This is a genomic window from Burkholderia aenigmatica (genome assembly GCF_048627025.1).
In the GTDB taxonomy this organism is placed as follows: Bacteria; Pseudomonadota; Gammaproteobacteria; order Burkholderiales; family Burkholderiaceae; genus Burkholderia; species Burkholderia aenigmatica.
On sequence record NZ_CP184468.1, the window covers coordinates 234,267 to 257,867 of the forward strand.

At 65.1% G+C, this 23,601-nt stretch carries 25 protein-coding genes, 1 tRNA gene and 1 riboswitch; of the genes, 17 read left to right on the plus strand and 9 right to left on the minus strand.

Translation table 11 applies throughout. The annotated features are described in order from the left end of the window. From ACN8ZM_RS01055 to metF, 4 genes are all read left to right on the plus strand, one after another. Positions 1-735, plus strand: a complete 735-nt coding sequence (locus ACN8ZM_RS01055; RefSeq protein ID WP_006484033.1) for an RNA polymerase sigma factor FliA — start codon at positions 1-3, stop codon at positions 733-735. Between the two features lie 107 nt (positions 736-842). Beyond that, positions 843-957: riboswitch (S-adenosyl-L-homocysteine riboswitch) on the plus strand. Positions 958-989: 32 nt separating this feature from the next. Next, on the plus strand, positions 990-2,408 hold the full coding sequence (gene ahcY, locus ACN8ZM_RS01060; protein WP_043185074.1) for an adenosylhomocysteinase: 1,419 nt from the start codon (positions 990-992) through the stop codon (positions 2,406-2,408). Between the two features lie 161 nt (positions 2,409-2,569). After that, positions 2,570-2,923 (plus strand): phage holin family protein, encoded by a 354-nt coding sequence (locus ACN8ZM_RS01065; RefSeq protein ID WP_006477367.1) that lies wholly within the window; start codon positions 2,570-2,572, stop codon positions 2,921-2,923. Between the two features lie 12 nt (positions 2,924-2,935). Further along, positions 2,936-3,763 (plus strand): methylenetetrahydrofolate reductase [NAD(P)H], encoded by an 828-nt coding sequence (metF, locus tag ACN8ZM_RS01070; protein ID WP_043185076.1) that lies wholly within the window; start codon positions 2,936-2,938, stop codon positions 3,761-3,763. 80 nt (positions 3,764-3,843) lie between these two features. Here the strand turns inward: metF and ACN8ZM_RS01075 are convergent, their stop codons facing one another. Continuing rightward, positions 3,844-5,322: an amidase gene (locus tag ACN8ZM_RS01075; protein WP_420210965.1), complete on the minus strand. Its 1,479-nt coding sequence runs from the start codon at positions 5,320-5,322 to the stop codon at positions 3,844-3,846. Between the two features lie 81 nt (positions 5,323-5,403). Then, a complete protein-coding gene (locus ACN8ZM_RS01080; protein ID WP_420210426.1) occupies positions 5,404-6,096 on the minus strand; it encodes a dienelactone hydrolase family protein in 693 nt (230 codons plus the stop codon). A 222-nt stretch (positions 6,097-6,318) separates the two neighbouring features. Here ACN8ZM_RS01080 and ACN8ZM_RS01085 point away from each other — a divergent pair, with 222 nt between their 5' ends. Both ACN8ZM_RS01085 and ACN8ZM_RS01090 read left to right on the plus strand, forming a co-directional pair. Further along, positions 6,319-7,398 (plus strand): NAD(P)H-dependent flavin oxidoreductase, encoded by a 1,080-nt coding sequence (locus ACN8ZM_RS01085; RefSeq protein WP_043185082.1) that lies wholly within the window; start codon positions 6,319-6,321, stop codon positions 7,396-7,398. Between the two features lie 415 nt (positions 7,399-7,813). After that, positions 7,814-8,956, plus strand: a complete 1,143-nt coding sequence (locus ACN8ZM_RS01090; RefSeq protein ID WP_043185084.1) for a branched-chain amino acid ABC transporter substrate-binding protein — start codon at positions 7,814-7,816, stop codon at positions 8,954-8,956. An 86-nt stretch (positions 8,957-9,042) separates the two neighbouring features. Here ACN8ZM_RS01090 and ACN8ZM_RS01095 read toward each other — a convergent pair whose 3' ends face one another. Further along, complete coding sequence (locus ACN8ZM_RS01095) at positions 9,043-10,260, minus strand: MFS transporter (RefSeq protein ID WP_043185085.1); 1,218 nt, start codon at positions 10,258-10,260, stop codon at positions 9,043-9,045. A 247-nt stretch (positions 10,261-10,507) separates the two neighbouring features. Here ACN8ZM_RS01095 and ACN8ZM_RS01100 point away from each other — a divergent pair, with 247 nt between their 5' ends. The 3 genes from ACN8ZM_RS01100 (at position 10,508) to ACN8ZM_RS01110 (ending at position 13,224) form a co-directional block, all read left to right on the plus strand. Then, positions 10,508-11,167: a HugZ family protein gene (locus ACN8ZM_RS01100; RefSeq protein WP_089449705.1), complete on the plus strand. Its 660-nt coding sequence runs from the start codon at positions 10,508-10,510 to the stop codon at positions 11,165-11,167. A gap of 365 nt (positions 11,168-11,532) precedes the next feature. Next, complete coding sequence (locus ACN8ZM_RS01105; protein ID WP_043185090.1) at positions 11,533-11,826, plus strand: H-NS family nucleoid-associated regulatory protein; 294 nt, start codon at positions 11,533-11,535, stop codon at positions 11,824-11,826. Positions 11,827-12,066: 240 nt separating this feature from the next. Then, positions 12,067-13,224 (plus strand): cation diffusion facilitator family transporter, encoded by a 1,158-nt coding sequence (locus ACN8ZM_RS01110; protein WP_043185092.1) that lies wholly within the window; start codon positions 12,067-12,069, stop codon positions 13,222-13,224. A 48-nt stretch (positions 13,225-13,272) separates the two neighbouring features. On the opposite strand, the gene ACN8ZM_RS01115 is transcribed toward ACN8ZM_RS01110, so the two are convergent. The 3 genes from ACN8ZM_RS01115 to ACN8ZM_RS01125 all read right to left on the minus strand — a co-directional run bounded on the left by ACN8ZM_RS01115 (position 13,273) and on the right by ACN8ZM_RS01125 (position 15,123). Then, positions 13,273-13,743: an Lrp/AsnC family transcriptional regulator gene (locus ACN8ZM_RS01115; protein WP_006477376.1), complete on the minus strand. Its 471-nt coding sequence runs from the start codon at positions 13,741-13,743 to the stop codon at positions 13,273-13,275. Positions 13,744-13,822: 79 nt separating this feature from the next. Beyond that, on the minus strand, positions 13,823-14,482 hold the full coding sequence (locus ACN8ZM_RS01120; protein WP_043185094.1) for an exonuclease: 660 nt from the start codon (positions 14,480-14,482) through the stop codon (positions 13,823-13,825). After that, complete coding sequence (locus ACN8ZM_RS01125) at positions 14,479-15,123, minus strand: MBL fold metallo-hydrolase (protein WP_043185095.1); 645 nt, start codon at positions 15,121-15,123, stop codon at positions 14,479-14,481. The genes ACN8ZM_RS01120 and ACN8ZM_RS01125 overlap by 4 nt, the downstream gene beginning before the upstream one ends. 656 nt (positions 15,124-15,779) lie before the next feature. Between ACN8ZM_RS01125 and ACN8ZM_RS01130 the strand changes: the two genes are divergently transcribed. Next, a complete protein-coding gene (locus ACN8ZM_RS01130) occupies positions 15,780-16,388 on the plus strand; it encodes a septal ring lytic transglycosylase RlpA family protein (RefSeq protein ID WP_041492997.1) in 609 nt (202 codons plus the stop codon). Positions 16,389-16,497: 109 nt separating this feature from the next. On the opposite strand, the gene rsmI is transcribed toward ACN8ZM_RS01130, so the two are convergent. Continuing rightward, positions 16,498-17,379, minus strand: a complete 882-nt coding sequence (gene rsmI, locus ACN8ZM_RS01135) for a 16S rRNA (cytidine(1402)-2'-O)-methyltransferase (RefSeq protein ID WP_043185098.1) — start codon at positions 17,377-17,379, stop codon at positions 16,498-16,500. A 46-nt stretch (positions 17,380-17,425) separates the two neighbouring features. Here rsmI and ACN8ZM_RS01140 point away from each other — a divergent pair, with 46 nt between their 5' ends. From ACN8ZM_RS01140 to ACN8ZM_RS01160, 5 genes are all read left to right on the plus strand, one after another. Then, positions 17,426-17,854, plus strand: a complete 429-nt coding sequence (locus ACN8ZM_RS01140) for a YraN family protein (RefSeq protein WP_205823085.1) — start codon at positions 17,426-17,428, stop codon at positions 17,852-17,854. A gap of 126 nt (positions 17,855-17,980) precedes the next feature. Continuing rightward, complete coding sequence (locus tag ACN8ZM_RS01145; RefSeq protein WP_043185102.1) at positions 17,981-18,565, plus strand: SIS domain-containing protein; 585 nt, start codon at positions 17,981-17,983, stop codon at positions 18,563-18,565. 17 nt (positions 18,566-18,582) lie between these two features. Beyond that, a complete protein-coding gene (locus ACN8ZM_RS01150; protein WP_043185104.1) occupies positions 18,583-19,383 on the plus strand; it encodes a BON domain-containing protein in 801 nt (266 codons plus the stop codon). Then, a complete protein-coding gene (locus tag ACN8ZM_RS01155; RefSeq protein WP_174962390.1) occupies positions 19,380-19,745 on the plus strand; it encodes a c-type cytochrome in 366 nt (121 codons plus the stop codon). Before ACN8ZM_RS01150 ends, ACN8ZM_RS01155 begins: the two co-directional genes overlap by 4 nt. Before the next feature lie 66 nt (positions 19,746-19,811). Beyond that, a tRNA-Ala gene (locus ACN8ZM_RS01160) sits at positions 19,812-19,887 on the plus strand. 218 nt (positions 19,888-20,105) lie between these two features. Here ACN8ZM_RS01160 and ACN8ZM_RS01165 read toward each other — a convergent pair. After that, on the minus strand, positions 20,106-20,420 hold the full coding sequence (locus tag ACN8ZM_RS01165) for a hypothetical protein (RefSeq protein ID WP_420210427.1): 315 nt from the start codon (positions 20,418-20,420) through the stop codon (positions 20,106-20,108). A gap of 47 nt (positions 20,421-20,467) precedes the next feature. Next, on the minus strand, positions 20,468-21,496 hold the full coding sequence (locus tag ACN8ZM_RS01170; RefSeq protein ID WP_420210428.1) for a hypothetical protein: 1,029 nt from the start codon (positions 21,494-21,496) through the stop codon (positions 20,468-20,470). Positions 21,497-21,791: 295 nt separating this feature from the next. Between ACN8ZM_RS01170 and ACN8ZM_RS01175 the strand changes: the two genes are divergently transcribed. Both ACN8ZM_RS01175 and ACN8ZM_RS01180 read left to right on the plus strand, forming a co-directional pair. Beyond that, positions 21,792-22,232, plus strand: a complete 441-nt coding sequence (locus ACN8ZM_RS01175; RefSeq protein WP_420210429.1) for a hypothetical protein — start codon at positions 21,792-21,794, stop codon at positions 22,230-22,232. Beyond that, the gene (locus ACN8ZM_RS01180) at positions 22,132-23,598 is read left to right on the plus strand and encodes a virulence factor (protein ID WP_420210430.1); all 1,467 of its coding nucleotides are present in this window, start codon (positions 22,132-22,134) and stop codon (positions 23,596-23,598) included. The genes ACN8ZM_RS01175 and ACN8ZM_RS01180 overlap by 101 nt, the downstream gene beginning before the upstream one ends. Positions 23,599-23,601: the final 3 nt, after the last annotated feature.

Consider the following 23,601-nt stretch of genomic DNA (forward strand, 5'->3'; position numbering starts at 1 on the left):
ATGATGTACAACGCTCAAGGAAAGATGTCCCAGGCCGACGTGCTCGCGCAATATGCGCCGCTCGTGCGACGCCTCGGGCTGCAGCTCGTCGCGAAGATGCCGGCGAGCGTCGACCTCGACGACCTGATCCAGGCCGGCATGATCGGCCTGATGGACGCGGCCGGCCGCTACAAGGAAGACCAGGGCGCGCAGTTCGAGACCTACGCGACCCAGCGCATCCGCGGCGCGATGCTCGACGAGCTGCGCAGCAACGACTGGCTGCCGCGCAGCCTGCGCAAGACGTCGCGCGAGGTCGAGCACGCGGTGCACCAGGTCGAGCAGCATCTCGGCCGCTCGGCGAGCGAGACCGAGATCGCGCAGCACCTGAACATGCCGCTCGACGAATACCAGGGGATGCTGCAGGACCTGCACGGCAGCCAGCTGATCTATTACGAGGATTTCGACCGCGCGGCCGACGACGAGCCGTTCCTCGACCGCTACCGCGTCGATCACGCCGATCCGCTGTCGGCGCTGCTCGACGAACACCTGCGCGAAGCGCTCGTCGAGGCGATCGAGCGGCTGCCGGAGCGCGAGAAGCTGCTGATGTCGCTGTACTACGAACGGGGTCTGAATCTGCGCGAGATCGGCGCGGTGCTCGAAGTGAGCGAATCGCGCGTGTGCCAGCTGCACAGCCAGGCCGTCGCGCGCCTGCGCGCGCGGCTGCGCGAACAGGCGTGGGTCGGCGCGGAGTCCTGACCCTTTCCTGACGGCCGCGCGCGCCGACGCCGCGCGCTTGGGCCGGGTGAGTGCCGTGTGTGCGGCGCTTGCGCATTCCGCGCGCCGATTTGCTACAATCCCCTCCGTTTTCCGAGGAGCGTTGCGACGGGCCATTCCGGCTCGCCAGGCTCGGAAGGCTTCACCAAGCAGCCGTGCGGCGCATGCGCGCCGGCTCCGCTTCCTGAACGGCGCTCACGTCACCAATCTAGAAACTTTTTAGAAAGGAGGGCGTGATGAACGCCATTATCGATTCCAAAGCTTCCAACGATTACGTCGTCGCCGACATGGCGCTGGCCGGCTGGGGCCGCAAGGAACTGAACATTGCCGAGACCGAAATGCCGGGCCTCGTGCAGATCCGCGACGAATACAAGGCGCAGCAGCCGCTGAAGGGCGCGCGCATTGCCGGTTCGCTGCACATGACGATCCAGACGGGCGTGCTGATCGAGACGCTGAAGGCGCTCGGCGCGGACGTCCGCTGGGCCTCGTGCAACATCTTCTCGACGCAGGACCACGCAGCGGCCGCGATCGTCGAATCCGGCACGCCGGTGTTCGCGTTCAAGGGCGAGTCGCTCGACGAATACTGGGAGTTCTCGCACCGCATCTTCGAATGGCCGAACGGCGAATTCGCGAACATGATCCTGGACGACGGCGGCGATGCAACGCTGCTGCTGATCCTCGGCGCGAAGGCCGAGAAGGACCGTTCGGTGATCGCGAAGCCGACCAACGAGGAAGAAGTCGCGCTGTACAAGTCGATCGCGACGCACCTCGACGCGGACCCGACCTGGTACTCGACGCGCCTCGCGCACATCAAGGGCGTGACCGAAGAAACCACGACCGGCGTGCACCGCCTGTACCAGATGGAAAAGGACGGCCGCCTGCCGTTCCCGGCGTTCAACGTGAACGATTCGGTCACGAAGTCGAAGTTCGACAACCTGTACGGCTGCCGTGAATCGCTGGTCGACGGTATCAAGCGCGCGACCGACGTGATGATCGCGGGCAAGGTCGCGGTCGTCGCGGGCTACGGCGACGTGGGCAAGGGCTGCGCGCAATCGCTGCGCGGCCTCGGCGCTACCGTGTGGGTCACCGAAATCGACCCGATCTGCGCGCTGCAGGCGGCGATGGAAGGCTACCGCGTCGTGACGATGGAATACGCGGCCGACAAGGCCGACATCTTCGTGACGGCGACCGGCAACTTCCACGTGATCGGCCACGATCACATGAAGGCGATGCGCCACAACGCGATCGTCTGCAACATCGGTCACTTCGACTCGGAAATCGACGTCGCGTCGACCCGCCAGTACCAGTGGGAAAACATCAAGCCGCAGGTCGACCACATCATCTTCCCGGACGGCAAGCGCGTGATCCTGCTGGCGGAAGGCCGCCTCGTGAACCTCGGCTGCGCGACCGGTCACCCGTCGTTCGTGATGTCGAACTCGTTCGCGAACCAGACGCTCGCGCAGATCGAGCTGTTCGTGCGCGGCGCCGAGTACGAGAACAAGGTGTACGTGCTGCCGAAGCACCTCGATGAAAAGGTCGCGCGCCTGCACCTCGCGCGCATCGGCGCGAACCTGTCCGTGCTGTCGGACGAACAGGCTTCGTACATCGGCGTCGCGAAGGAAGGCCCGTTCAAGCCGAACCACTACCGCTACTGATCCGATGCGCCGCTGCCGCGGTGCCGTGCGCGCGTCGCCGACGCGCCCACGGTACGGCGGCACGGCGCGGATCGCCGGCTGCCGCGGCGCGCCTTCGGGCACCCGCGGCGGCCGGCGGCGGCCACTGATCGTACCGATCGACAACCGAACCGGAGCACTCCATGAGCGTCATCCTCACCTGGGTCATCAACGCGCTCGCGCTGCTGATCATCACGTACCTCGTGCCGTCGATCCACATCAAGAGCTTCGGCACGGCGCTGATCATCGCGGTCGTGCTCGGCCTGATCAACACGGTGATCCGCCCGGTGCTGATCCTGCTGACGCTGCCCGTCACGATCGTCACGCTCGGGGTGTTCATCCTCGTCGTGAACGCGCTGTGTTTCTGGTTCGCGTCGTCGCTGCTGAAGGGCTTCGAGGTGTCGGGCTTCTGGTCCGCGTTCTTCGGTTCGATCCTGTACAGCATCGTGTCGTGGCTGCTGTCCGCGCTGATCTTCGGGCAGCGCGACATCGGCTGATCTTTTCGAATCATGAAACCGATCGAACTCTCGTTTGAATTCTTCCCGCCGAAGACGGCGGAAGGCGTCGAGAAGCTGCGCGCCACGCGTGCGCAGCTGCTGCCGCTGAAGCCGAAATTCGTGTCCTGCACGTTCGGCGCCGGCGGTTCGACGCAGCAGGGCACGCTCGATACGGTGCTCGACATGCAGAAGGACGGCCTCGAGGCCGCGCCGCACCTGTCGTGCATCGGCTCGTCGCGCGACAGCCTGCGCGCGATCCTCGACCAGTACCGCTCGTACGGCATCCGCCACATCGTCGCGCTGCGTGGCGACCTGCCGTCGGGGATGGGCGAGGTCGGCGAGCTGCGCTACGCGTCGGAGCTCGTCAGCTTCATCCGTGCCGAGCATGGCGACTGGTTCCACATCGAAGTCGCCGCGTATCCGGAATACCACCCGCAGTCGCGTTCGCCGAAGGCCGATCTCGAGAACTTCGCACGCAAGGTGAAAGCCGGCGCGAATTCCGCGATCACGCAGTATTTCTTCAACGCGGACGCGTATTTCCGCTTCGTCGACGACGTGCGCAAGCTCGGCGTGGACGTGCCGATCGTGCCGGGCATCATGCCGATCACGAACTTCTCGCAGCTGATGCGCTTCTCGGAAATGTGCGGCGCGGAAGTGCCGCGCTGGGTCGCGCGCCGGCTCGAGAGCTTTGGCGACGATCGCGAGTCGATCCGCGCGTTCGGCGCGGACGTCGTCACGGGCCTGTGCCAGCGTCTCGTCGACGCGGGCGTGCCCGGGCTGCATTTCTACACGCTGAATGCGGCCGCGGCGACGAAGACGGTCTGCGAACGGCTCGTGTAAGCACGGCGCCTGCCTGCAGCACCAACGAAAGCCCCGCCGGTTCCGCCGGCGGGGCTTTTTTCATCGGGCGCCGCCGCGGGTCAGCGCTGCGCCTGCATCAGCGGCGGGCGGCGGTCGAACCACGGCCGCGCCTGTTCGAGCTGCCGTGCGAGCTTGAGCAGCAGCGCGTCGTCGGCGTGACGCGCGACGAACTGCACGCCGATCGGCAGCCCGCGCGCGTTCCAGTAGAGCGGCACCGACATCGCCGGCTGGCCGGTCAGGTTGAACAGTTCGGTGCAGCCGGCCCACGTGAACGCCTTTTCCGACGACTTCGCGAGCATTTCCTTCAGCAGCGGCTTCACCGGCAGCGCGGCGAGCACCTTCATCTGGGCCGATTCGAACGGCGTCGGCTGCAATTCGCCGATCTTCACCGGCGGGCCCGCGAGCGACGCACACAGGATCGCGTCGTAGCGCGACACGAGGCCGGCGACCTGCACGGTGAGCTGGCGCTGCCATTCGAGCACGTCCGGCAGGCGCGTGCGCGCGAGGCGCCGGCCGACCACGGCCATCGCCCACGTCGCGGCTTCGAATTCACCGCGTTTCGGCGTGCGGCCGGTCATCGCGCGCGCGCCGAGCACCATCTCCTCGGCGATCGTCGCCCATAGCGTCAGGAAGGTTTCGGCCGCGCGCGCGTAGTTGACGTGCAGCGTTGCCGGCTCGACATGGTGGCCGAGCGATTCGAGCAGCGCGGCCGCGTCGTCGAGTGCCGCACGCGTGTCGTCGGCGAGTGCCGGCGCGAGCATCGGGTCGAGCACGAGGCCGATCCGCAGCGGGCCGGGCGGTGTGTCGAGTTCGCCGAGGAACGTGCCGGGTGCGCCGGTCGGCAAGGTCTGGCCGGTCGTCACGTCGAGCAGCAGCGCGCTGTCGCGCACGCTGCGCGTGACCGCATGCTGGACCACCAGCTCGCCGCTCGACGGCAGGTCGACGAGCACCGGGTTGCGGCTCGGCTTCAGGCCGAACAGCCCGCAGCACGACGCCGGAATGCGGATCGAGCCGCCGCCGTCGGACGCATGCGCGACCGGCACGATGCCGGCCGCGACGGCCGCCGCCGCGCCGCCGCTCGAGCCGCCGGGCGTGTGGTCGAGACTCCACGGGTTGCGGCACGCGCCGAACAGTTCGGGTTCCGTGTACGGCATCTGGCCGATTTCCGACGTGTTGGTCTTGCCGAACACGTTGAGACCGGCCGCGCGGCTTCGCGCGATCACCGGCGAATCGTCGGTGGGCACGAAGTACCGGTAGTGCCGGCTGCCCATCGACAGCGGCAGGCCGGCAACCGCCGCACCGAGATCCTTCACGAGATAGGGAACCCCGGCGAACGGCGCGTCGGCGCCGCCATCGGGTGTGGCGGCCGCACGCTGACGTGCGGCTTCGTAGTCCTGCAGCACGATCGCGTTGATCGCGCTGTTGACCGCTTCGGCCTGGCCGATCGCGGCGTCGAGCAGTTCGCGCGGGCTCGCCTTGCGTTCGCGTACCAGTGTGGCGAGGCCGATCGCGTCATGCGCGAGATAGTCCGAGTGCATCGCAGTCACCCCCGTTGTGACTCGTGGCGATGACAGCAGCATAACGCGGGCCCGCTGCGCGGGGCCCGCGGCCGGCCGATTTTAGAGGTGCTCGGCGAGGAAGGTCAGCGTGCGGCCGTGTGCGAGCGCCGACGCGCGCTGGTTGTACGACGCGCGATCCGTGCAGTTGAAGCCGTGCTCGGCGCCCGGATACACGTGGAACGACGCATCGCCGTGGCCGGCGAATGCGGCCTTCACCTGGTCGACGGCCGTGAGCGGGATTCCGTGGTCGTTCTCCGCGTAGTGGAACAGGATCGGTTGCGTGACCTTGCTGGCGAGGTCGAGCGCGTTCTGGATGCCGCCGCCGTAGTAGGCCACGGCCGCGTCGATCTTGCCGGTCGCGGCCGCACGGTACGCGAGCTGGCCGCCGAAGCAGTAGCCGATCGCGGCGACCTTGCCGGCCACTTCGGGACGCGCGCGCAACGCATCGGCTGCCGCGCCGATGTCCGCGACCGCGAGACCCACGTCGGTCTTTTTCATCAGCTCGATGCCCTTGTCGCGATCCGCGCCTTCGTAGGTCAGCTCGACGCGCGGCTGCGTGCGCCAGAACACGTCCGGCGCGAGCGCGACGAAGCCGTCGGACGCGTACTGGTCGGCGACCGCGCGGATGTGCGAGTTCACGCCGAAGATCTCCTGGATGATGATGACGGCAGGGCCGGTGCCGCGCTTGGGCAGCGCGAGATAGCCGCCGAAGCTGTCGTTACCGGTCGGGATGTCGATCCATTGGGCTGTCACGTTCTGAACTCCTGGCGAACGGGGTGCGCGATGCGCCCCGAGGGTGAAAGAGGGCGGCCTAGTGTGCCACCGATCGTGTGACGGTGCAGGGCACGCGCCCGCTTCTCGCGCAGCGATCGTTTCGATCTCGATTATTCATTTTTCGGCGTTGGGCCGCTTCGATAGAGTCGATGTGTCCGCCTTTACAAAGCGCTTTCGCACATCGTCATCGAAGGATTCGCCATGTCTGCCCGTCTGTTTTCCACGCCTTTTTCCGAACGCTTCGGCCTGCGCCTGCCGCTCGTGCAGGCGCCGATGGTCGGCGCGACCACGACCGCGATGGTCGCCGCCGCGTCGAATGCCGGCGCGCTCGGCAGTCTCGGCGCTGCCGCGTTCGCGCCCGAGCGCCTCGCGACCGAAGTCGAGGCCATCCGTGCGGCGACCGAGCGCCCGTTTGCGGTCAACCTGTTCGTCCTGCCGGATGCCGCGCCCGATGCGGCGACCGTGGCCCGCGCGCTGGCCGCGATCGACCCGCTGAACGCGACGCTCGGGTTGCCGCCGGGCACCGCCCCCGCGCGTTACGCGCCCGACTTTCGTGCGCAGCTCGATGCGCTGGTGGCGTTGCGCGTGCCCGTTGCGAGCTTCACGTTCGGCGTGCTCGATGCGGCCGACGTCGCGCGCCTGAAGGCCGCCGGCACCTACGTGATCGGCACCGCGACGCATGTGGCCGAGGGGCTCGCATGGCAGGCGGCCGGCGCCGACGCGCTGTCCGCGCAGGGCGCCGAGGCAGGTGGCCATCGCGGCACGTTCATCGGTTCCGCGGACGATGCACTGATCGGCACGCTCGCGCTCGTGCCGCAACTGGTCGACGCGACGGGCCTGCCCGTGCTCGCCGCGGGCGGCATCATGGACGGCCGCGGAATCGCGGCCGCGCTTGCCCTCGGCGCGCAGGGCGCGCAGCTCGGCACCGCGTTCCTCACCTGCACGGAAAGCGCGATCGCGGCGGACTGGAAGGCGCGCCTGCTCGCGAGTGCCGATACGTCGACACAGGTCACGCGCGCGATCACCGGCCGCCACGCGCGCGGGCTGCGCAACACGCTGATGGCCCGGCTCGGCGAACGCGTGGCCGATGCCGCGCCGTACCCGGTGCAGAACGCGCTGACGCAGCCGCTGCGCCAGGCCGCCGCACGCGCGAACGACGGCGATTACCTGTCGCTGTGGGCCGGGCAGGGCGCGCCGCTCGCGCGGCGGCGCGGCGATGCGCTGACGACGTCGCAACTGGTTGCCGCACTCGATGCCGAATGGCGTGCGGCGGCTGCCTGAATCGTTCATATCGGACGACGAAACGCGCGTTGTCACGCGCGTTTCATTCAATGATCACGGGCACAAAATACCGAATCGAAATGCCCCGGGAATGTTTTAAAACGACCTTTCAGCAAGTCGCCAGGAATTAGCGGAAACCCTTATCCGGCGGGGCTCGCAGCGATATTCGAGTAGTCATTCCAAAGTGCGCATATCGGTAGTGATACCACTACCCCAAAAAAGTCCCACAAATTAATTTGATCACCTACACTTGCGCGCAAGTACGGGCGGGCAGCTGCTAAAAGCGGCCGTTTTCACGTGCTGAGGCCAAGTGCATGAACGATGCAACCGGCGAATCGTCCAGTGATTGCAAACACAGGGATGGCAGCGGGGCACCGGGCGATGGCGTTTATTGGGACCGAAACTGGAGACTTACATGAATATCAAGATGCAAAAGCTGTTGCCGATCACCGCCGCGGCGATGCTGTGCGTTGCAGCTGCAAGCAACGCGGCCGCCGATCAAGTCGTCAAGATCGGCCACGTCGCGCCCTTGACGGGCGGCATTGCACACCTGGGCAAGGACAACGAAAACGGTGCGCGTCTCGCAGTCGAGGAGATCAACGCCAAGGGTCTCACGATCGGCGGCCAGAAAATCACGCTGCAACTCGACCCGCAGGATGACGCGGCCGACCCGCGGCAGGCCACGCAGGTTGCGCAGAAGCTCGTCGACGACAAGGTCGTCGCGGTGGTCGGCCACCTGAACTCGGGCACGTCGATCCCGGCCTCGAAGATCTACAGCGATGCGGGCATCGTGCAGATCTCGCCGTCGGCGACCAACCCCGCCTACACGCAGCAGGGCTTCAAGACCACGTACCGCGTGGTGGCCACCGATGCGCAGCAGGGCCCGGCACTCGCGAACTACGCGCATTCGAAGGGCATCAAGAGCGTGGCCGTGGTCGACGATTCGACCGCGTACGGCCAGGGTCTCGCGAACGAGTTCGAGAAGAAGGCCAAGGCGCTCGGCCTGAAGGTGATGTCGCATGACGCGACCAACGACAAGGCCGTCGACTTCCGCGCGATTCTGACCAAGATCAAGGGCGAGAATCCGGACGCCATCATGTACGGCGGCATGGACGCGACGGGCGGCCCGTTCGCGAAGCAGGCGAAGCAGCTCGGCCTGCGCGCGAAGATCTTCGCGGGTGACGGCGTGTGCACGGAAAAGCTGGCCGACCTGGCCGGCGACGCGACCGACAACGTAGTGTGCTCGGAAGCCGGTGCTTCGCTCGAGAAGATGGCGGGCGGCGCGGCGTTCAAGGCGAAGTACGAGAAGCGCTTCGGCCAGCCGATCCAGATCTACGCACCGTTCACGTATGACGCCGTGTACATCATCGTCGATGCGATGAAGCGCGCGAACTCGACGGATCCGGCGAAGATCCTCGCAGCCATGCCGACGACGAACTACTCGGGCGTGATCGGCACGACGACGTTCGACTCGAAGGGCGACCTGCAGCACGGCGTGATCTCGCTGTACAACTACAAGAACGGCAAGAAGTCGCTGCTCGACGAAGTGAAGATGTAACGCAACAAGCGGTCAACAGAAGGGGTGAAAACGCGCATGCGGCAACGCATGCGCGTTTTCTTTTTGGGCCGGCGCGGACCGCGCGGTCAGATCTTCAGCCGCGCGAGCACCTTCGGCGCGATGGCCGCGACGAGCGCCGCGCACAGCGCGACGACGGACAGGCCGATCGTCAGGTTCGCGGCCTGCGCGACCGCGCCGATCACGACCGGACCGAACAGCATGCCGAAATACGCGAGCCCGGCCACGTGCGCGAGCCCTTCGGCCGCGTGGATGCCTTTCACGCGCGCGGCGGCCGCGAACAGCACCGGCATCATGTTCGCGAGACCGAGGCCCATCAGCGTGAAGCCGGTCAGCACCGCGGCCGAATACGGCAGCAGCAGCGCGCCGATCATCCCCGCGCAGGCGAGCGACGCGCTCGCGAACACGAGCTGCGGCGCGCCGAAGCGGGCGCGCACGGCGTCGCCCGCGAAGCGCGCGACGGCCATCCCGCCCGAGAACGCGGCATAGGCGGCGCTCGCGAGCGCGGGGCTCGCCGCGACGACGTCGCGCATGTAGACCGTCGCCCAGTCGTACATCGCGCCTTCGGCGATCAGCGCGATGAGCGCGATGCCGCCGAGCATCCACAGGGCGGGCGAGCGCCAGCGGTTGCCGCCGCCGTGCGCGTGTTCGTGGTGCGGCACGTGCGGCAGCACGGCCGGGCTGGCGACCACGAGCACCGTCGCGCTCGTCGCCGCCGCGAGCGCGAGATGCACGGCCGGCGCCATGCCGGCCGACAGCAGCGCGCCGCCGGCGGCCGCGCCTGCCATCCCGCCGATGCTGAACATGCCGTGCAGCGACGACATGATCGGCCTGCCGATCGCGATTTCGACCGCGCTGGCCTCGGCGTTCATCGCGACGTCGAGCGTCGCCATCGAGAAGCCGAACAGCGCGAGCACGGCGAGCAGCAGCGGGTAGTCGGGCACGACGAGGATCAGCGCCGCGCAGGCCGACATCACGAGCCCGCCCGCGAGGCATGCGGTGCGCGAGCCGACGCGCGCGATCCAGCGCGCGATGGTCAGCATCGCGGCGATCGAGCCGACGGCGACCGCGAACAGCGCGATCGACAGCAGCCCGGGGCTCAGCGCGAACTTGTCGCGCACGGTCGGCACATGCACGCCCCACGACGCGAACATCATGCCGGCGACGAAGAACAGCGCCATCGACGCTGCGCGCGCGCGCTGGCGGGCCGGCAGCGACAGCTTGCGATGCGCGTCGGGCGGCGCGGCGAACGGGGACGACGATTCGGGGGAGGATGCTTCGGACACGGCAAGGCTCGTCAAAAAAAGCGCGGACGCACGCGGCGCCCGTCGGACCCGTCCGATTCTATCGAATCGCTTACGATCCTGCCGGGCGCTGGCCGATCGGACGAGGATCCGGCGATTACCCGGCGACTCGCGTTCGGCCGCGTCGACCGGACAGGCCGTTCGGCCGATGCGCGGCGCACCGCGCCCGCGGGTAACATCGAAGCGCATGGCGTGCCCGGCGCGCCGCCCTTCGACCGCAGGAGTCCTCTTGAACATCGATCCCGCTCTCGCGCTGCATCTGCTGCACCGTTGCGCACTCGGCACGCTCGCCACCCATGCGCGCGATCCGCAGGGCTTTCCGTATCCGACGGTCGTCCCGTTTGCACCCGATGCGAGCCATCGTCCGGTGATCCTCGTGAGCGGCCTCGCGGAGCACACGCGCAATCTGGCTGCCGATCCGCGCGCGGGCTTCCTCGTCGTCGACGCGCCCGGCGGCGACGTGCTGAACGCCGAGCGCGCGACGCTGCTCGGCCGGTTCGTACCGCTCGGCGACGATCCGCACGTTACCGCGCGCTACTGTCGCTACGAGCCGGATGCCGCGCGCTATCTCGCGCTCGGCGATTTCACGTTCTGGGCGCTCGACGTCGAGCGGCTGCGCTATATCGGCGGCTTCGGGCGCATGGGCTGGGTCGACGGCACGCAGCTCGATGCGTTGCCGCCGCTCGCCTTTGATGAAGAACAGGCGTTGTGGGACGCGTACGATGCCGGCGCTGCGCGTCGCGACGGGCTCGAATTGCTCGGCGTCGATCGCCACGGCGCCGACTGGCGATATGACGGCCGTCGCGTGCGCACGCCGTTCGATTCGCCATTGGCCGATGCGGGCGCATTGCGCGAGCGGCTGATTGCGTGCGCGCGGGATGTGACCTGACGTCGCGGTTGCGGGTCTGTCCGCGGTTTGCCTGTTTAGCGCACCGTGCCATCCGATAATCGTCAAGCTGTCGTCCGATGAGAGCTTTGATTTTTCCGAATGCAGGGTAATTGCGTATGTTGATAGGCCCAATAGACAATGGCTAATGTCCTAATCTCTGTGTAGGAACGTAAAAATTTGAGAAAAGGCCGCGACCGGTCAAAATGACACGCGTGATTTTCAATTGATCTCAGGATTTTCATGAATCTCGCTTCTATCAAATCTTTTTTGTGCTAATCTCTGCCTTCGAAAATCCGAGGCACATATATTTCATGAATGGTGAGCTGGCTCAGACTGGCGCCATTGGTCAGATAGAAAGGGAAACTATGTCTTCTTACAAGGACCTGCTGGCCCAGCGGGAGAAGCTGGAGAAGCAAATCGAAGAAGCGAAGTCGCGTGAATACGCTGAAGTGCTGAATGACGTGAAGCAGAAAATTGCCGACTACGGCTTTTCGCTCGCCGAACTCGGTCTCAGCCGCGCGAAGGCAGGTAAGGTTGGCCGTCCGCGCGCAGGCGTGGCCGCGAAATACCGCGATCCGGAAACGGGCGCGACGTGGTCGGGCCGCGGCAAGCCGCCGCGCTGGATTGCGGGCAAGGACCGCGAACAGTTCGCGATTTAAACATCTGTTTAAGTTGCCTGTTCTTCAAAAGAGCCGCGTGCCGTTCAGGAACGCGGCTTTTTTGTTTCCGGCGGCCGCCACGCGCATTGTGTTGTCATGAAAATGTAATAATACGGTGTGAATGGTAATACGACCTGTTCGCATAAGCGGTTGATTTAAATAAGAAATTTGTGGGTATTGGCAGGATTCATGGGGCGCCCTTGATAGAATTGGGCATCGCTCACCGATATCTCATATTTCATGTCCACGTTTTCCGGCGACGCGCAGAGCGCAGATAAGCACGCGGTTGCGCGCAAGAGTACGTTCGTCAGTATTGTGCTGAATGTCGTGCTTGCGACATTTCAGATCGTCGTCGGCACGATTGCGCATTCGCAGGCATTGATTGCTGACGGGGTGCATTCGATTTCCGATTTGATCTCGGATTTTGTCGTGCTGGTTGCGAATCGGCATAGCGGCGCATCGCCGGATGCCGACCACAATTACGGACACAGCCGCTACGAGACCGTCGCATCGCTGTTTCTCGGCGCGATCCTGATCGCGGTCGGCGTCGGCATGCTCTGGCGGGCCGGCGATCGTCTCGTTAATCTCGAAAACATTCCGGCGGTACATTTTTCCGCGCTGATCGTCGCGTTGACGGTGCTCGTATCGAAAGAGGCGCTGTTTCGCTACATGCTGCGCGAGGCGCGGCGCGTTCGCTCGGCGATGCTCGTCGCAAACGCATGGCATGCGCGTTCGGATGCCGCGTCGTCGCTCGTCGTCGCGATCGGCATCGTCGGCAGCCTGGCCGGCGTGAAGCTGCTCGACCCGATCGCGGCGGCGATCGTCGGCTTCATGGTCGCGCGCATGGGCTGGACGTTCGGCTATGACGCGCTGCAGGACCTCTCCGACCGCGCGCTCGACACGACCGATACGGACGAGATCCGCGCGCTGCTCGCGGCGACGCCCGGCGTACGCGACGTGCACGACCTGCGCACGCGCAAGATGGGCGATGCCGCGCTCGTCGATGCGCACATCCTCGTCGATCCGAAAATCTCCGTCTCCGAAGGGCACTACATCGCCGAGACCGCGCGCGCGCGCGTGCTGACCGACCCGCGCGTGCTCGACGCATTGATCCACGTCGATCCCGAGAACGACGCGGCGCGCCGTCCGGCGCTCGCGCTGCCGCCGCGCGGCGAGATCGCGGCACGGCTCGAGGCCGCACTCGCGCAGCGCGGGCTGCATGCGGCGGCGATCAACCTGCATTACCTGAGTACGGGGCTCGAGATCGACGTGACGCTGGCCTGCGATCCGCACGACACCGATGCGGCGCTGGCCGGCCGGCTCGATGCCGACGCGTTGAAGCGCGAGTTCGGCGCGCGCCGGATCGGCTTCACGCGGACGATGCCCGCGCAGGCGTGACCCGCTGCCGGCCACCGCGCCGGCGGGCCACCGGCGCATGCCGGCGTGTTACAGCGGCAGTTGCGTGTCGAACTTGATCTCGCGCAGCACGACGCTCGTGCGCACCTGCGACACCGCGGGAATCTTGAAGATGCGTTCGTGCAGGAACACGTCGTAGGCCTTGATGTCCGGCGCGACGATCTTGAGGATGTAATCGGCCTCGCCGGTCGTGCTGTAGCACTCGGTGACTTCCGGGCAGGTCGCGATCTCGCGTTCGAACTGCTCGACGCCGCCCTCGTTGTGGCGGGTCAGGTGCACGTGCGCGAGCGCGCACACGTGCAGGCCGAGCTTCTCGCGATCGAGCAGCGCCGTGTAGCGCTGGATCACGCCCGACTGTTCCATGTCCTTGATGCGGCGCCAGCACGGCGTGCTCGACAGGCCGACCTGGTCGGAAATTTCCTGGACCGAACGGCGCGCGTCGAGCTGCAACAGGCGAAGGATTTTTTGCGAAAAGGAATCGAGCGTCACCTGCGCCTCCATGCGGCAGCTACAACACGCTGAATGTTAGAGGGCCGGGAAAGGAAAGGCAATCTGGCGTCGCGTTGTTGAGCGAGATTCGCTAATTTGCTCGCGGATCCGTGGGGATTTGTCCCGCCCCTGCGTCTTCCGACCGATCGGTGTCCGACACCGCGAGGCCCGCGAGCGCGGCCTGCTGGCGGCGCAGGTCGGCGAGCATGTTGCAGAACAGCGCGCCTTGCTCGATCGCGTCGTCGAGCGCGACGTGCGTGTGCGGATGGTCGTCGAACCAGTGCTTCGGAAAGCGCGGCTTGATCGCCTTGCGGTAAGGCAGGCCCGTCATCGCGAACGCGAGCGTCTTGATGTCGAGCGCCGACCACGAGAACGGGCAGCGCCCGGCGAAGCGCATCATGTACCAGAACATGAACGTGAAGTCGAAGCCGGCCGGCATCGCGACGAACACCGGCTTGCCGGGCAGCGCCTCGACCCAGTCGACGTATGCGACGAGCGCGGCTTCGGGCGCCTGCAGATCCTTCCGGCACGCGGCCCATGCTTCGGGCTCGGTCTTCCACCACGCTTCCTGCACCGGGTGCGCTTGCGCGCCCGGCAGCGTCTCGAGGTTGGCCGAGAACGTCGCGATCAGCTGCTTGTCCTCGGTATAGGCGGCCGACGCGAAGCTCAGCATCGAGTGCGGGCCGGGAATCGGGCCGTCGGCCTCGACGTCGGTGCTGACGTAGATTTCCGGGATGGCGGTCTGGTTCATCCGAATACCTTGTCGGACACGAACGGGTTCGTGCGGCGTTCGTCGCCGAACGTTGACACGGGGCCATGGCCCGGTACGAACGTCACGTCGTCGCCGAGCGGCCACAGCTTCTCCTTGATCGACCGGACGAGATCCTCGTGATTGCCGCGCGGGAAATCGGTGCGGCCGATCGAGCCCGCGAACAGCACGTCGCCGACGATCGCGACGCGGTGCGCGCGGCTGAAGAACACGACGTGGCCGGGCGTGTGGCCCGGGCAGTGATAGACCTCGAGCGTCTCGTCGCCGAACTGCACGGTGTCGCCGTCGTTCAGCCAGTGGTCCGGCTCGAAGGTTTCGGCGGCCGGAAAGCCGAAGCGCTCGCTCTGCATCGGCAGCTTCTCGATCCAGAAGCGCTCTTCTTCCTGCGGCCCCTCGATCGGCACGCCGTAGTGCGTCGCGAGCGTCTTCGCGCCTGCGCAGTGATCGATGTGCCCGTGCGTGAGCAGCACCTTCTCGACCTGCACGTTCTGTCGCGCGACTTCCTGTTCGATCCGGTCGAGATCGCCGCCCGGATCGACGACGGCGGCGCGGCCCGTCTTCTCGCAGACGAGCAGCGAACAGTTTTGCTGGAACGGCGTGACCGGAATGAGCGTGACTTTCATGGAGGCACCGGCGGCTAAAAGGAGCGATTGTACCGGTCGCGCGGGCCGCTTGCCGGTCGCGCGACGCGCGTCGCGGCGGACGCCTCCGGGCATTCCCGGAGCATGTCGATTGTTACGGCCATAGTGAGAATCAATGGTCCGCAGGGGGTGCTTTTCGGGTTGACCTTTTGGTTTATGTATAATGCGCCCCATTGCACGTGAATTTCACGCAATTCGCTGGTGTTTCGGCCCCGTTAAAAAAGGGCGTCGGAAGCACCGTCAAGCATCAGCCGCCGGGGAGTCCGGCGGTGTATCCAGCACCGAGATTTCGGTGCTCACGTCTTGTCCGGCCGGGTGCTGCGCGCCCGCCTGCGGCCCTGCTGCCGCGCCGCCGGATGAGGCCTGTGCCGCCGTTCCTGTGAGTCGGTCGTTTCGACGCGCGCGAACGTGAAGCCATGTTCGATGGCGGCATGTGGGGTCTGGTCAGGCTGTTGGGGACAGGTTGCGCCAGACGTGAAAACTAATCAGGACGGTTGCGGCATAGACGAAAGCCGCGCCCATGCTAGCCGCCTGCTCGCATCCGAGCGGGGCGTGCACGCATTTGCCGTCCGGGCCGCGTGTCTGCGTTGTGAAGCAGCGTTGTAAGGGAGCGGCCCGAACCAGAAGGCGACACGTCGATGAATTTACGTTTTCCGAGTCGATTCGGAACCATTGCATTGTTTTTTGCGCTGACGGGCTGTGCGGTGCCACCCAGCCAGACCACCGGTAGCGCGAACCAGAAGAACGCCGTCGACAAGACGGCCGCCGCCGCGAAAGCGGATAGCGACAAGCAGCTGAATTTTGATTCCGCGCTGGCGTCGATGCCGGCTGCCGACAGCAAGGACGCGAAGAAGTCGTCGCTGGCGGACGCCGAGCCGATCGACGGCAAGGATGTGTCCGATTTCCGCCAGACGGGCCGCGCATCGTGGTACGGGCGGGATTTCCACGGCCGCCGCACCGCGAACGGCGAGCGCTTCAACATGAACGCGCTCACCGCCGCGCACCGCACGCTGCCGCTGTCGTCGTACATCAAGGTGACGAACGCGTCGACCGGCAAGTGGGTCGTCGTGAAGGTCAACGATCGCGGGCCGTACAAGCGCGGCCGCGTGCTCGACCTGTCGTATGCGGCCGCGAAGCTGATCGGCCTCGTGCACGCCGGCACGGGCCGCGTGAAGATCGAAGGGCTGTCGCCGCAGGAAGCGCGCGAGGCACGCGACGAAATGTTCGCATCGATCTCGGCGAAGTAACACGCAGCGGTCGACCGCTCATGCAAAAGGGCTGCCCTCGGGCAGCCCTTTGTCTTTCCTGCACCGCGCGACGCCGGCGCCGGTTTCCCGGTGCCGGCCGGCTCGCGCGTCAGCCTTCATCCTTCAGTGCGAGCGCTCGCGCGTACAGCGTGTTGCGCGACGCGCCCGTCAGCGCGGCCGCGAGCTTGGCCGCGCTCTTCACCGGCACCTCTTCCAGCAACAGCTTGAGCAGCGCGTCGTGCGCGGTGTCGTCGGCTTCGCCGTTCGTCTCCGGTGCGCCTTCGACGACCAGCACGAATTCGCCGCGCTGCCGGTTCGCATCGCCGGCGAGCCAGGTCTGTCCTTCGGCCAGGGTGCCCTGGAACAACTGCTCGTGTAGCTTGGTGAGCTCGCGCGCGATCAGCAGCCGGCGCGCGGGGCCGAACGCATCGGCGAGCGCGGCGACGGTTTCGGCGATCCGGTGCGGTGCCTCGTAGAACACCAGTGCATACGGGTGCGACACCAGCGCCTGCAGCGCGGTCGCGCGTTGCTTTGCCTTCGGCGGCAGGAAGCCCGCGAACGTGAACGCGCCGGCCCAGTCGCCGGCCACGCTCAGCGCGGTCACGGCCGCGCTCGCGCCCGGCAGCGGGATCACCGCGAAGCCGGCGGCGCGCACCGCGTCGACGAGCCGCGCGCCGGGGTCCGAGATGCCGGGCGTGCCGGCGTCCGATACGTAGGCCACGCGCTCGCCGCCGCGCAGCAGTTCGATCACGCGCTGGGCGGCTTCGCGTTCGTTGTGCTCGTGCACGGCGATGAGCGGTTTCGAGATCCCGTAGCGGGCGAGCAGCTGGCCCGTGTTGCGGGTGTCTTCGGCCGCGATGCGGTCGGCGAGGCCGAGCACGTGCAGCGCGCGCAACGTGATGTCGGCGGTGTTGCCGATCGGCGTGGCGACGACGTAGAGCGCGGCGTCCGGGTAGTGCTGCGTTTGCGCGAGTTCGAGGAGGGCAGTCATGGCAGGCAATGCGCGCAATCGCGGCGCAAGCGGAACAAGGACGGCATTGTGCCACGCGGCGCCGGCCCGGCCGGGCAACGGGCACGGTTTGCCGCGCGCGGGCGACAACTTTTCCGGCGCGGCGCGATCCAAACCGGTCGGCGCGGCGTTCGAGCAGCGCGCGCGGCAGTTTCTCGAGCGCCGCGGCCTCGCGTTCGTCGCGGCGAACGTGACGATGCGCGGCGGCGAGCTCGATCTCGTGATGCGCGAACCCGATGGCATGCTCGTGTTCGTCGAGGTGCGCGCGCGGCGCAGCGTCCGGCATGGCGGCGCGGCTGCGAGCGTCGGCTGGCGCAAGCAGCGGCGCCTGGTTGCGGCCGCGCTCCAGTTCTGGGCGCGGCACGGCGCCGGTGCCGCGTGCCGCTTCGACGTCGTCGCGTTCGAGGCCGGCCGGCTCGCGTGGCTGCGCGACGCATTTCGTGCCGACGATGCGTAGCCGCGAGCTGTGACGAGATGTAAAGAGTTCTTGCCGGACCCCCGGAGAGGGTGCCGGAGTACGGTAAACTCGCCGCACCCACGATGTCGCGCGATGCGTGCCACGCGCCCAGTTCACCAGGAATCGATGTCAGTCGAACGTATTCAGCAACATTTCCACGACAGCGTCGCGCTTCTCGCCGAAGCGGCCGACGCACTGTCGCTGCCGATCGCAGCCGCGGTCGACGCGATGTTCGCCGCGCTGGCGAACGGCAACAAGATCGTCGCCTGCGGTGACGGCCTGTCGGCCGCCGCCGCGCACTACCTCGCGGTGTCGCTCGTCGGCGGCTTCGAGCGCGAGCGCCCGGGCCTGCCCGCGATCGCGCTGGCAACCGACGCGTCGCAGGGCGGCCTCGCGGGTGCGGTGTCCGCCGAGCAGTTGTTCGCCCAGCAGGTGCGCGTGCTCGGCCAGACCGGTGACATCCTGCTGGTGCTCGATCCGAGCGGCGCATCGCCGCGCGTGCTGGCGGCGATCGACGAAGCGCACGAGCGCGAGATGACCGTCGTCGCGCTGACGGGCGGCGATGGCCATGCGGTCGCCGCCGCGCTGTCCGATACCGATATTCCGATCAGCGTGCCCGCCGTTCGCGCGGCGCGCATCCACGAAGTCCATCTGCTGACCATCCACTGCCTGTGCGACGGCATCGACGCGATGCTGCTGGGTGAGGATTGAACGAAGGAGAGCCGTCGATGAATCAAAGCCGCGTCAAACAGACGCTCGTCAGAACCACGCTGCTTGCTGCGCTGACGGCGGGCCTCGCCGTGTCGCTGCAGGGGTGTGTGCTCGGGGTCGTGGGCGCAGCGGCCGGCGGCGGTGCGCTGATCGCGACCGATCGCCGTACGCTCGGCGCGCAGACGGAAGATCGCGAGATCCAGGTCAAGTCGCTTACGCAGATCAACAACGGGCTGCCCGACCAGTCGCACGTGAACGTGACGGTGTACAACCGCCGCGTGCTGCTGACGGGCGAAGTGCCGAACGATGCATCGAAGCAGCGCGCCGAGGAGATCGTGCGCGGCATCAACAACGTGAACGGCATCGTCAACGAGCTGTCGGTCGAGCCGGCGTCGTCGCTGTCGTCGCGCGCGAACGACTCGTACCTCGAAGGGCGCGTGAAATCCGAGCTGATCGCGACGAAGGGCATCTCGGCGAACTACTACAAGGTCGTCAGCGAACGCGGCAACCTGTACCTGATGGGGCTCGTGACGGTCGACGAGGGCAATCGCGGCGCGGAAGCCGCCAGCCAGGTGCCGGGCGTCGAGAAGGTCGTGAAGGTGTTCCAGTACGTGAAGCCGCAGGACGCGCAGGCGCTGCAGGACGCATCGCCCGCGAGCGGCGCATCCGGCGCGCAGGCTGCCGCCGCACCGGCGGATAGCGCGACGGTCGGCGCCGTGCCCGACGCGTCGGTACAGTCCACGCCGCTGCAGTCACCCGCGCCGATTTCGAATTCGTCGAGCGTGCACCCGGGCAACCCGAAGGCACCGTCGCAATGAAGAGCAGGCAGATGACGCAGATGAAACAATGGATGGTGCAGGGCGCCGCGGCCGTGGCGCTGCTGGCGGGTACGTTCGGTGCGGTCGCGCACGCGGATGTCGGCGACGGCCTGAAGGTGGCGCGCGGCAACGCGTGCATGGGCTGCCACGCGGTCGACCGCAAGCTCGTCGGCCCGTCGTTCAAGGATGTCGCCGCCCGCTACAAGGCCGATCCGCAGGCCGTGGCAAAGCTGTCGAAGAAGGTGAAGGAGGGCGGCTCCGGCGTCTGGGGCGCCATTCCGATGCCCGCGCATCCGCGCATGAGCGACGCCGACGTGCGTTCGGTGGTCGAATGGGTGCTGGCTGGCGCGCCGTCAAAGTAACACTTCAGGGGTGACTTAACCCCTATTGCCAAGCGCAGAAATGCGTGTGTATGATGATTGACTGTTGGGGCGGTAGCTCAGCTGGGAGAGCGTCGCGTTCGCAATGCGAAGGTCGGGAGTTCGATCCTCCTCCGCTCCACCAACGGGATTCGAAGCGCTCGATCGTTTTGAGACAGGACGGATATTTTTGCCCTAAGTGCAAAGATATGCTTCCCTGACAAAGTGCAATCTTATGCTTCCCAAGCCACAAAGCCGGCCTTGCGCCGGCTTTGTCGCGTCTGGCGCGCCCAGTTGATGCCGCAGGTGTCACGGAGATTGCAAGCGAGAGGCGCAACTGAACGCTTGTGATAGCAAAGCGGCCTAACGTAGTGGTCGGAACCCGTAAACTGTCGACTCGGCATGCTCATCGAGCAAATCCCATACCGGTTCAAATTGGCTGTCCGCGTATTTCTCGAACGAGAGCACCCCGTGTACGAACGCGTCGCCTTGGGATTTCCAGCGATCGAGTTCTCTGCGCGCCATCAGCATTCCGGCGTCGCCCGCCACACGTAGTCCATCGAGGTTTGCCTCAAGCAGACTATGAAACGATGCCAGTTTCTTGATCGACACTGTCGGCGAACATAAACTGCGATCGCTCTGGCTCCAGTAGAACGCAGCATCCTGTGCATGCCACATCAGCAGTGGTCGTATGATAGGAGATCCCGCAACCGTAGGAACCGTCATTATCGACTGACCCGTTCATCCATCTCGAAGCGATTGAAGATCAGCCGCCATTCATTTCCGTCGTGATACGCCGCGCCATGCACACCAGCCATCAGCATCATTCCATTCGCGGCCGATAGATTGCCGGCACATACCTTGATTTCGGCTGGCAGTTCGACTTCGACGACCTTGTCGTCGACGATGCTCCACACACCGTAATCGGACGTGCACCAGAGCTTGTCTGCGTGCCAAACGATGTCCTTGAACGGCAACGTCATATCGCCACGGTGAATCATGACCCAAGTGTCTTCGCGACCTTTGAAGAGCGTTCCCGACTGCGCTCCAATATATACATTCCCATCCGGCGTGCAGCAGACGGACGTCAGCAGCATGTTGGTCGGCAACGGTACGCGCTTCCATTTCGACCCGGTGAAGCGCCATGCATTGCCGCGTCCGCCCACAGCATAGAGATCGTCGTGTGAAAACCCGTCGATGTCCGCGAAGCTGCCATCTTCGACGGCGTCGACGTTGTCAGGATCGGGGATGGGCAGATTGAGGCATAAAGACGTCCAGTCACCGACGCTGGCTCGAAAGCATGCTGTGTTGTATCCCCCGACTGCGTATAGCCTGCCCTCGATCATGCGGATGCGTCGAATTCCACCACGCCGAGGCCCTTGCTTGCTGACTGGAATAGCGGCCTCGACTTCGGACCGTCCGCCCCCGCTTGCGTATACTTGCCCACCGTCGTCGACCGCAACGACTTGGTCTTTCCCAGATGCCAGTTTGGCGGCACCGACATGAAGCATACCGAACCCAGTGAGGCCACGTGAGCCCATCCGCTTGTCGAGTGGCTCATCGAGATAGAAGCCGACAACTTTCTTCGATACCTTCTCTTCGGACAGGGGGCTAGCGTCCTCTCCTTCCGCTTCATTTCGTACCGCGAAATGAAAGTAGTCTTTGTTCCGGACGACACAGTCAGTGATGTAGTAGCCGTACAGACTGTTCTTGTACTCCCGGTCCGTAATCATGCCGCTTCCTTCAGAGTTCATTTATCGGTATCCGTTGCGCTATCGTCCTGGCTCGCACCACCCGAACTTCCCGAGACCGCGGGCAGGTCTTGGTTACATTTACTACGATAGTACGAGTCCAACTGGGTCTTCAGGCACTTCCTACTGCAATTGGATTCTAGAAAGGTATCGCGAACGCTCCTAACGCCGTAGTCGCGCGCCTTTTCGTACGACAGCGTTTTGCTGCCAAGCCATCCAGACGTCTGATCCTTAATCATGATGGCCATTGCCTTGTGGATCAGACCATGGCTATCAGAAATGGCGAAACAAGCAGATCGTGCGCGTTCTTGATGCGAAAGTGAATAACCCTACGAACCATTCGACGATCACGATCAATCCGATGCACGCGGAGAAGGCGTTGGCATATGATGTCGCGATTGGTATCTGTCGAATTTCGTCAAAACAGTTGAACAAGTTTCGGGTCGAGGCGGACTGGCGGTTCGGCGAAGATCTGGAAAAGGACAATCCGAATAAGGCTTTTTCGGAATACTTTAAATTTGGCACGATGAATGAGAAATCGCTTGTTCATTGGGGAGCTAACGATGGGGAAGCAACACTTCCCGACACGATAGATGACACGCGTCAGGGTGGCGCATTGCTCGGTATCGGGGGGGAGTATGAGATCGCTGCTTACCTCCCGGTCACTACGGGTTGCGCTGGCATTTGCTGCGGTTTTACTTGTGATGGGTGTCGTGGCAATAGAGACGTTTGGTCATGACGCGCAGACGCGAAGCATGGGAGAGGAAATGACACGATGGATAGGATTGCCGGCCTTGGCGGGGATTGCTGTATTTGCATTCGCTACAGCATGGTCATCGTCGAGCGCGGAGGCTGCACAGCCCACTTCGGCACCGACTCCCTCGATGCCGGTCCAGGAGAAACCATTTCTCGCACAAGTCGTAGGGTTGGAGTGGCTCAATCCTTTGCAGCGTCGCGACTATCCGACGGAATGGCAGTTGCTGTGGACCATGGGGCTTGTCAAGCCGAATAAGAACGACGATATGGTCAGAACGGATCCAAAGAGTTTTACATCCGTTAAACCTGTTGCGATTGTTGCCGATGGTAACGATGGGGATGAAAGTTTCGACGGATTCTATGAAAAATACGTCTCCAAACTCCTCGTTCTGTTTCATGACAAGTACGCGATGAATGGCCACTATTTCTATACGGTCCAGCCATCCGACAAGCGACACTGGCGGGAGTTGGCTGGTATCCGAATTGAATTCGCGATCCCCCCGCGACTGTCGCCGCAAGAAGCACGCGCATACCTACGTAAGGAAATGACCACGGCGTTTGCTATCGGAAACAAGGAGTTTACCGACCTATGGAGCAAGGACACGCCACCGGACATTCAGATCCACGTCGGCGGCGCAAATGCCGGCTTCACGTCACTGAACGCCGCGCTCGACTATCTGCAGAAGCATCCGCAGGAGAGCGTATGGGTGATGAACTGGGACGCGCCGAGTTTTCCGCCCAAAGACGAGCAGATGAACGAGAACCTTACCGTGCTGTTCCTCGCGGGCCCGGATCTGAAGACCGACCGTGAGCCACTCGCATGGATCGGCAAGGCGGCGACCGGCAAGGTGAGTGACTACGAGGCGAAGGCCGGCACCACGCGTGCGGTCCAGGCATGGAAGGCGACGATCACGCAGGCAGCTCAAAACGCAAACGTCGAGCCTGCAAGCATCCAGTTCGTCGTGCACGACGCAGGCAAGGGCAGTGACGCCGCATCGTCACGTCTTGCCTCGCTGTCGCAGACGCTCACGGAAACTCTGCCGGAATTCGACTACACGAAGCAAGTCTTCAATACGTCGGCGCTGCTTGGCGACATGGGTGCGGGTACGGCGCTGACGGACATCGCGCTCGCGATCGGTCGGATCAACCATTTCGGCGGCAACGCACTGGTTGCTGGTACAACGGATGCCGGCCACCCGACTGCAGTCGTCGTGCTGCCGCCGTCGAAGCTCACGCCGATCAATTCGAACGCCGACTGGTTCCGCGCACGCGGCGAAAACAATGCGTATCTACCGTGGTGGGGGCGTCGACACGACACGAACTACGGCATCCAGGGTTACTCGTACTGAGGA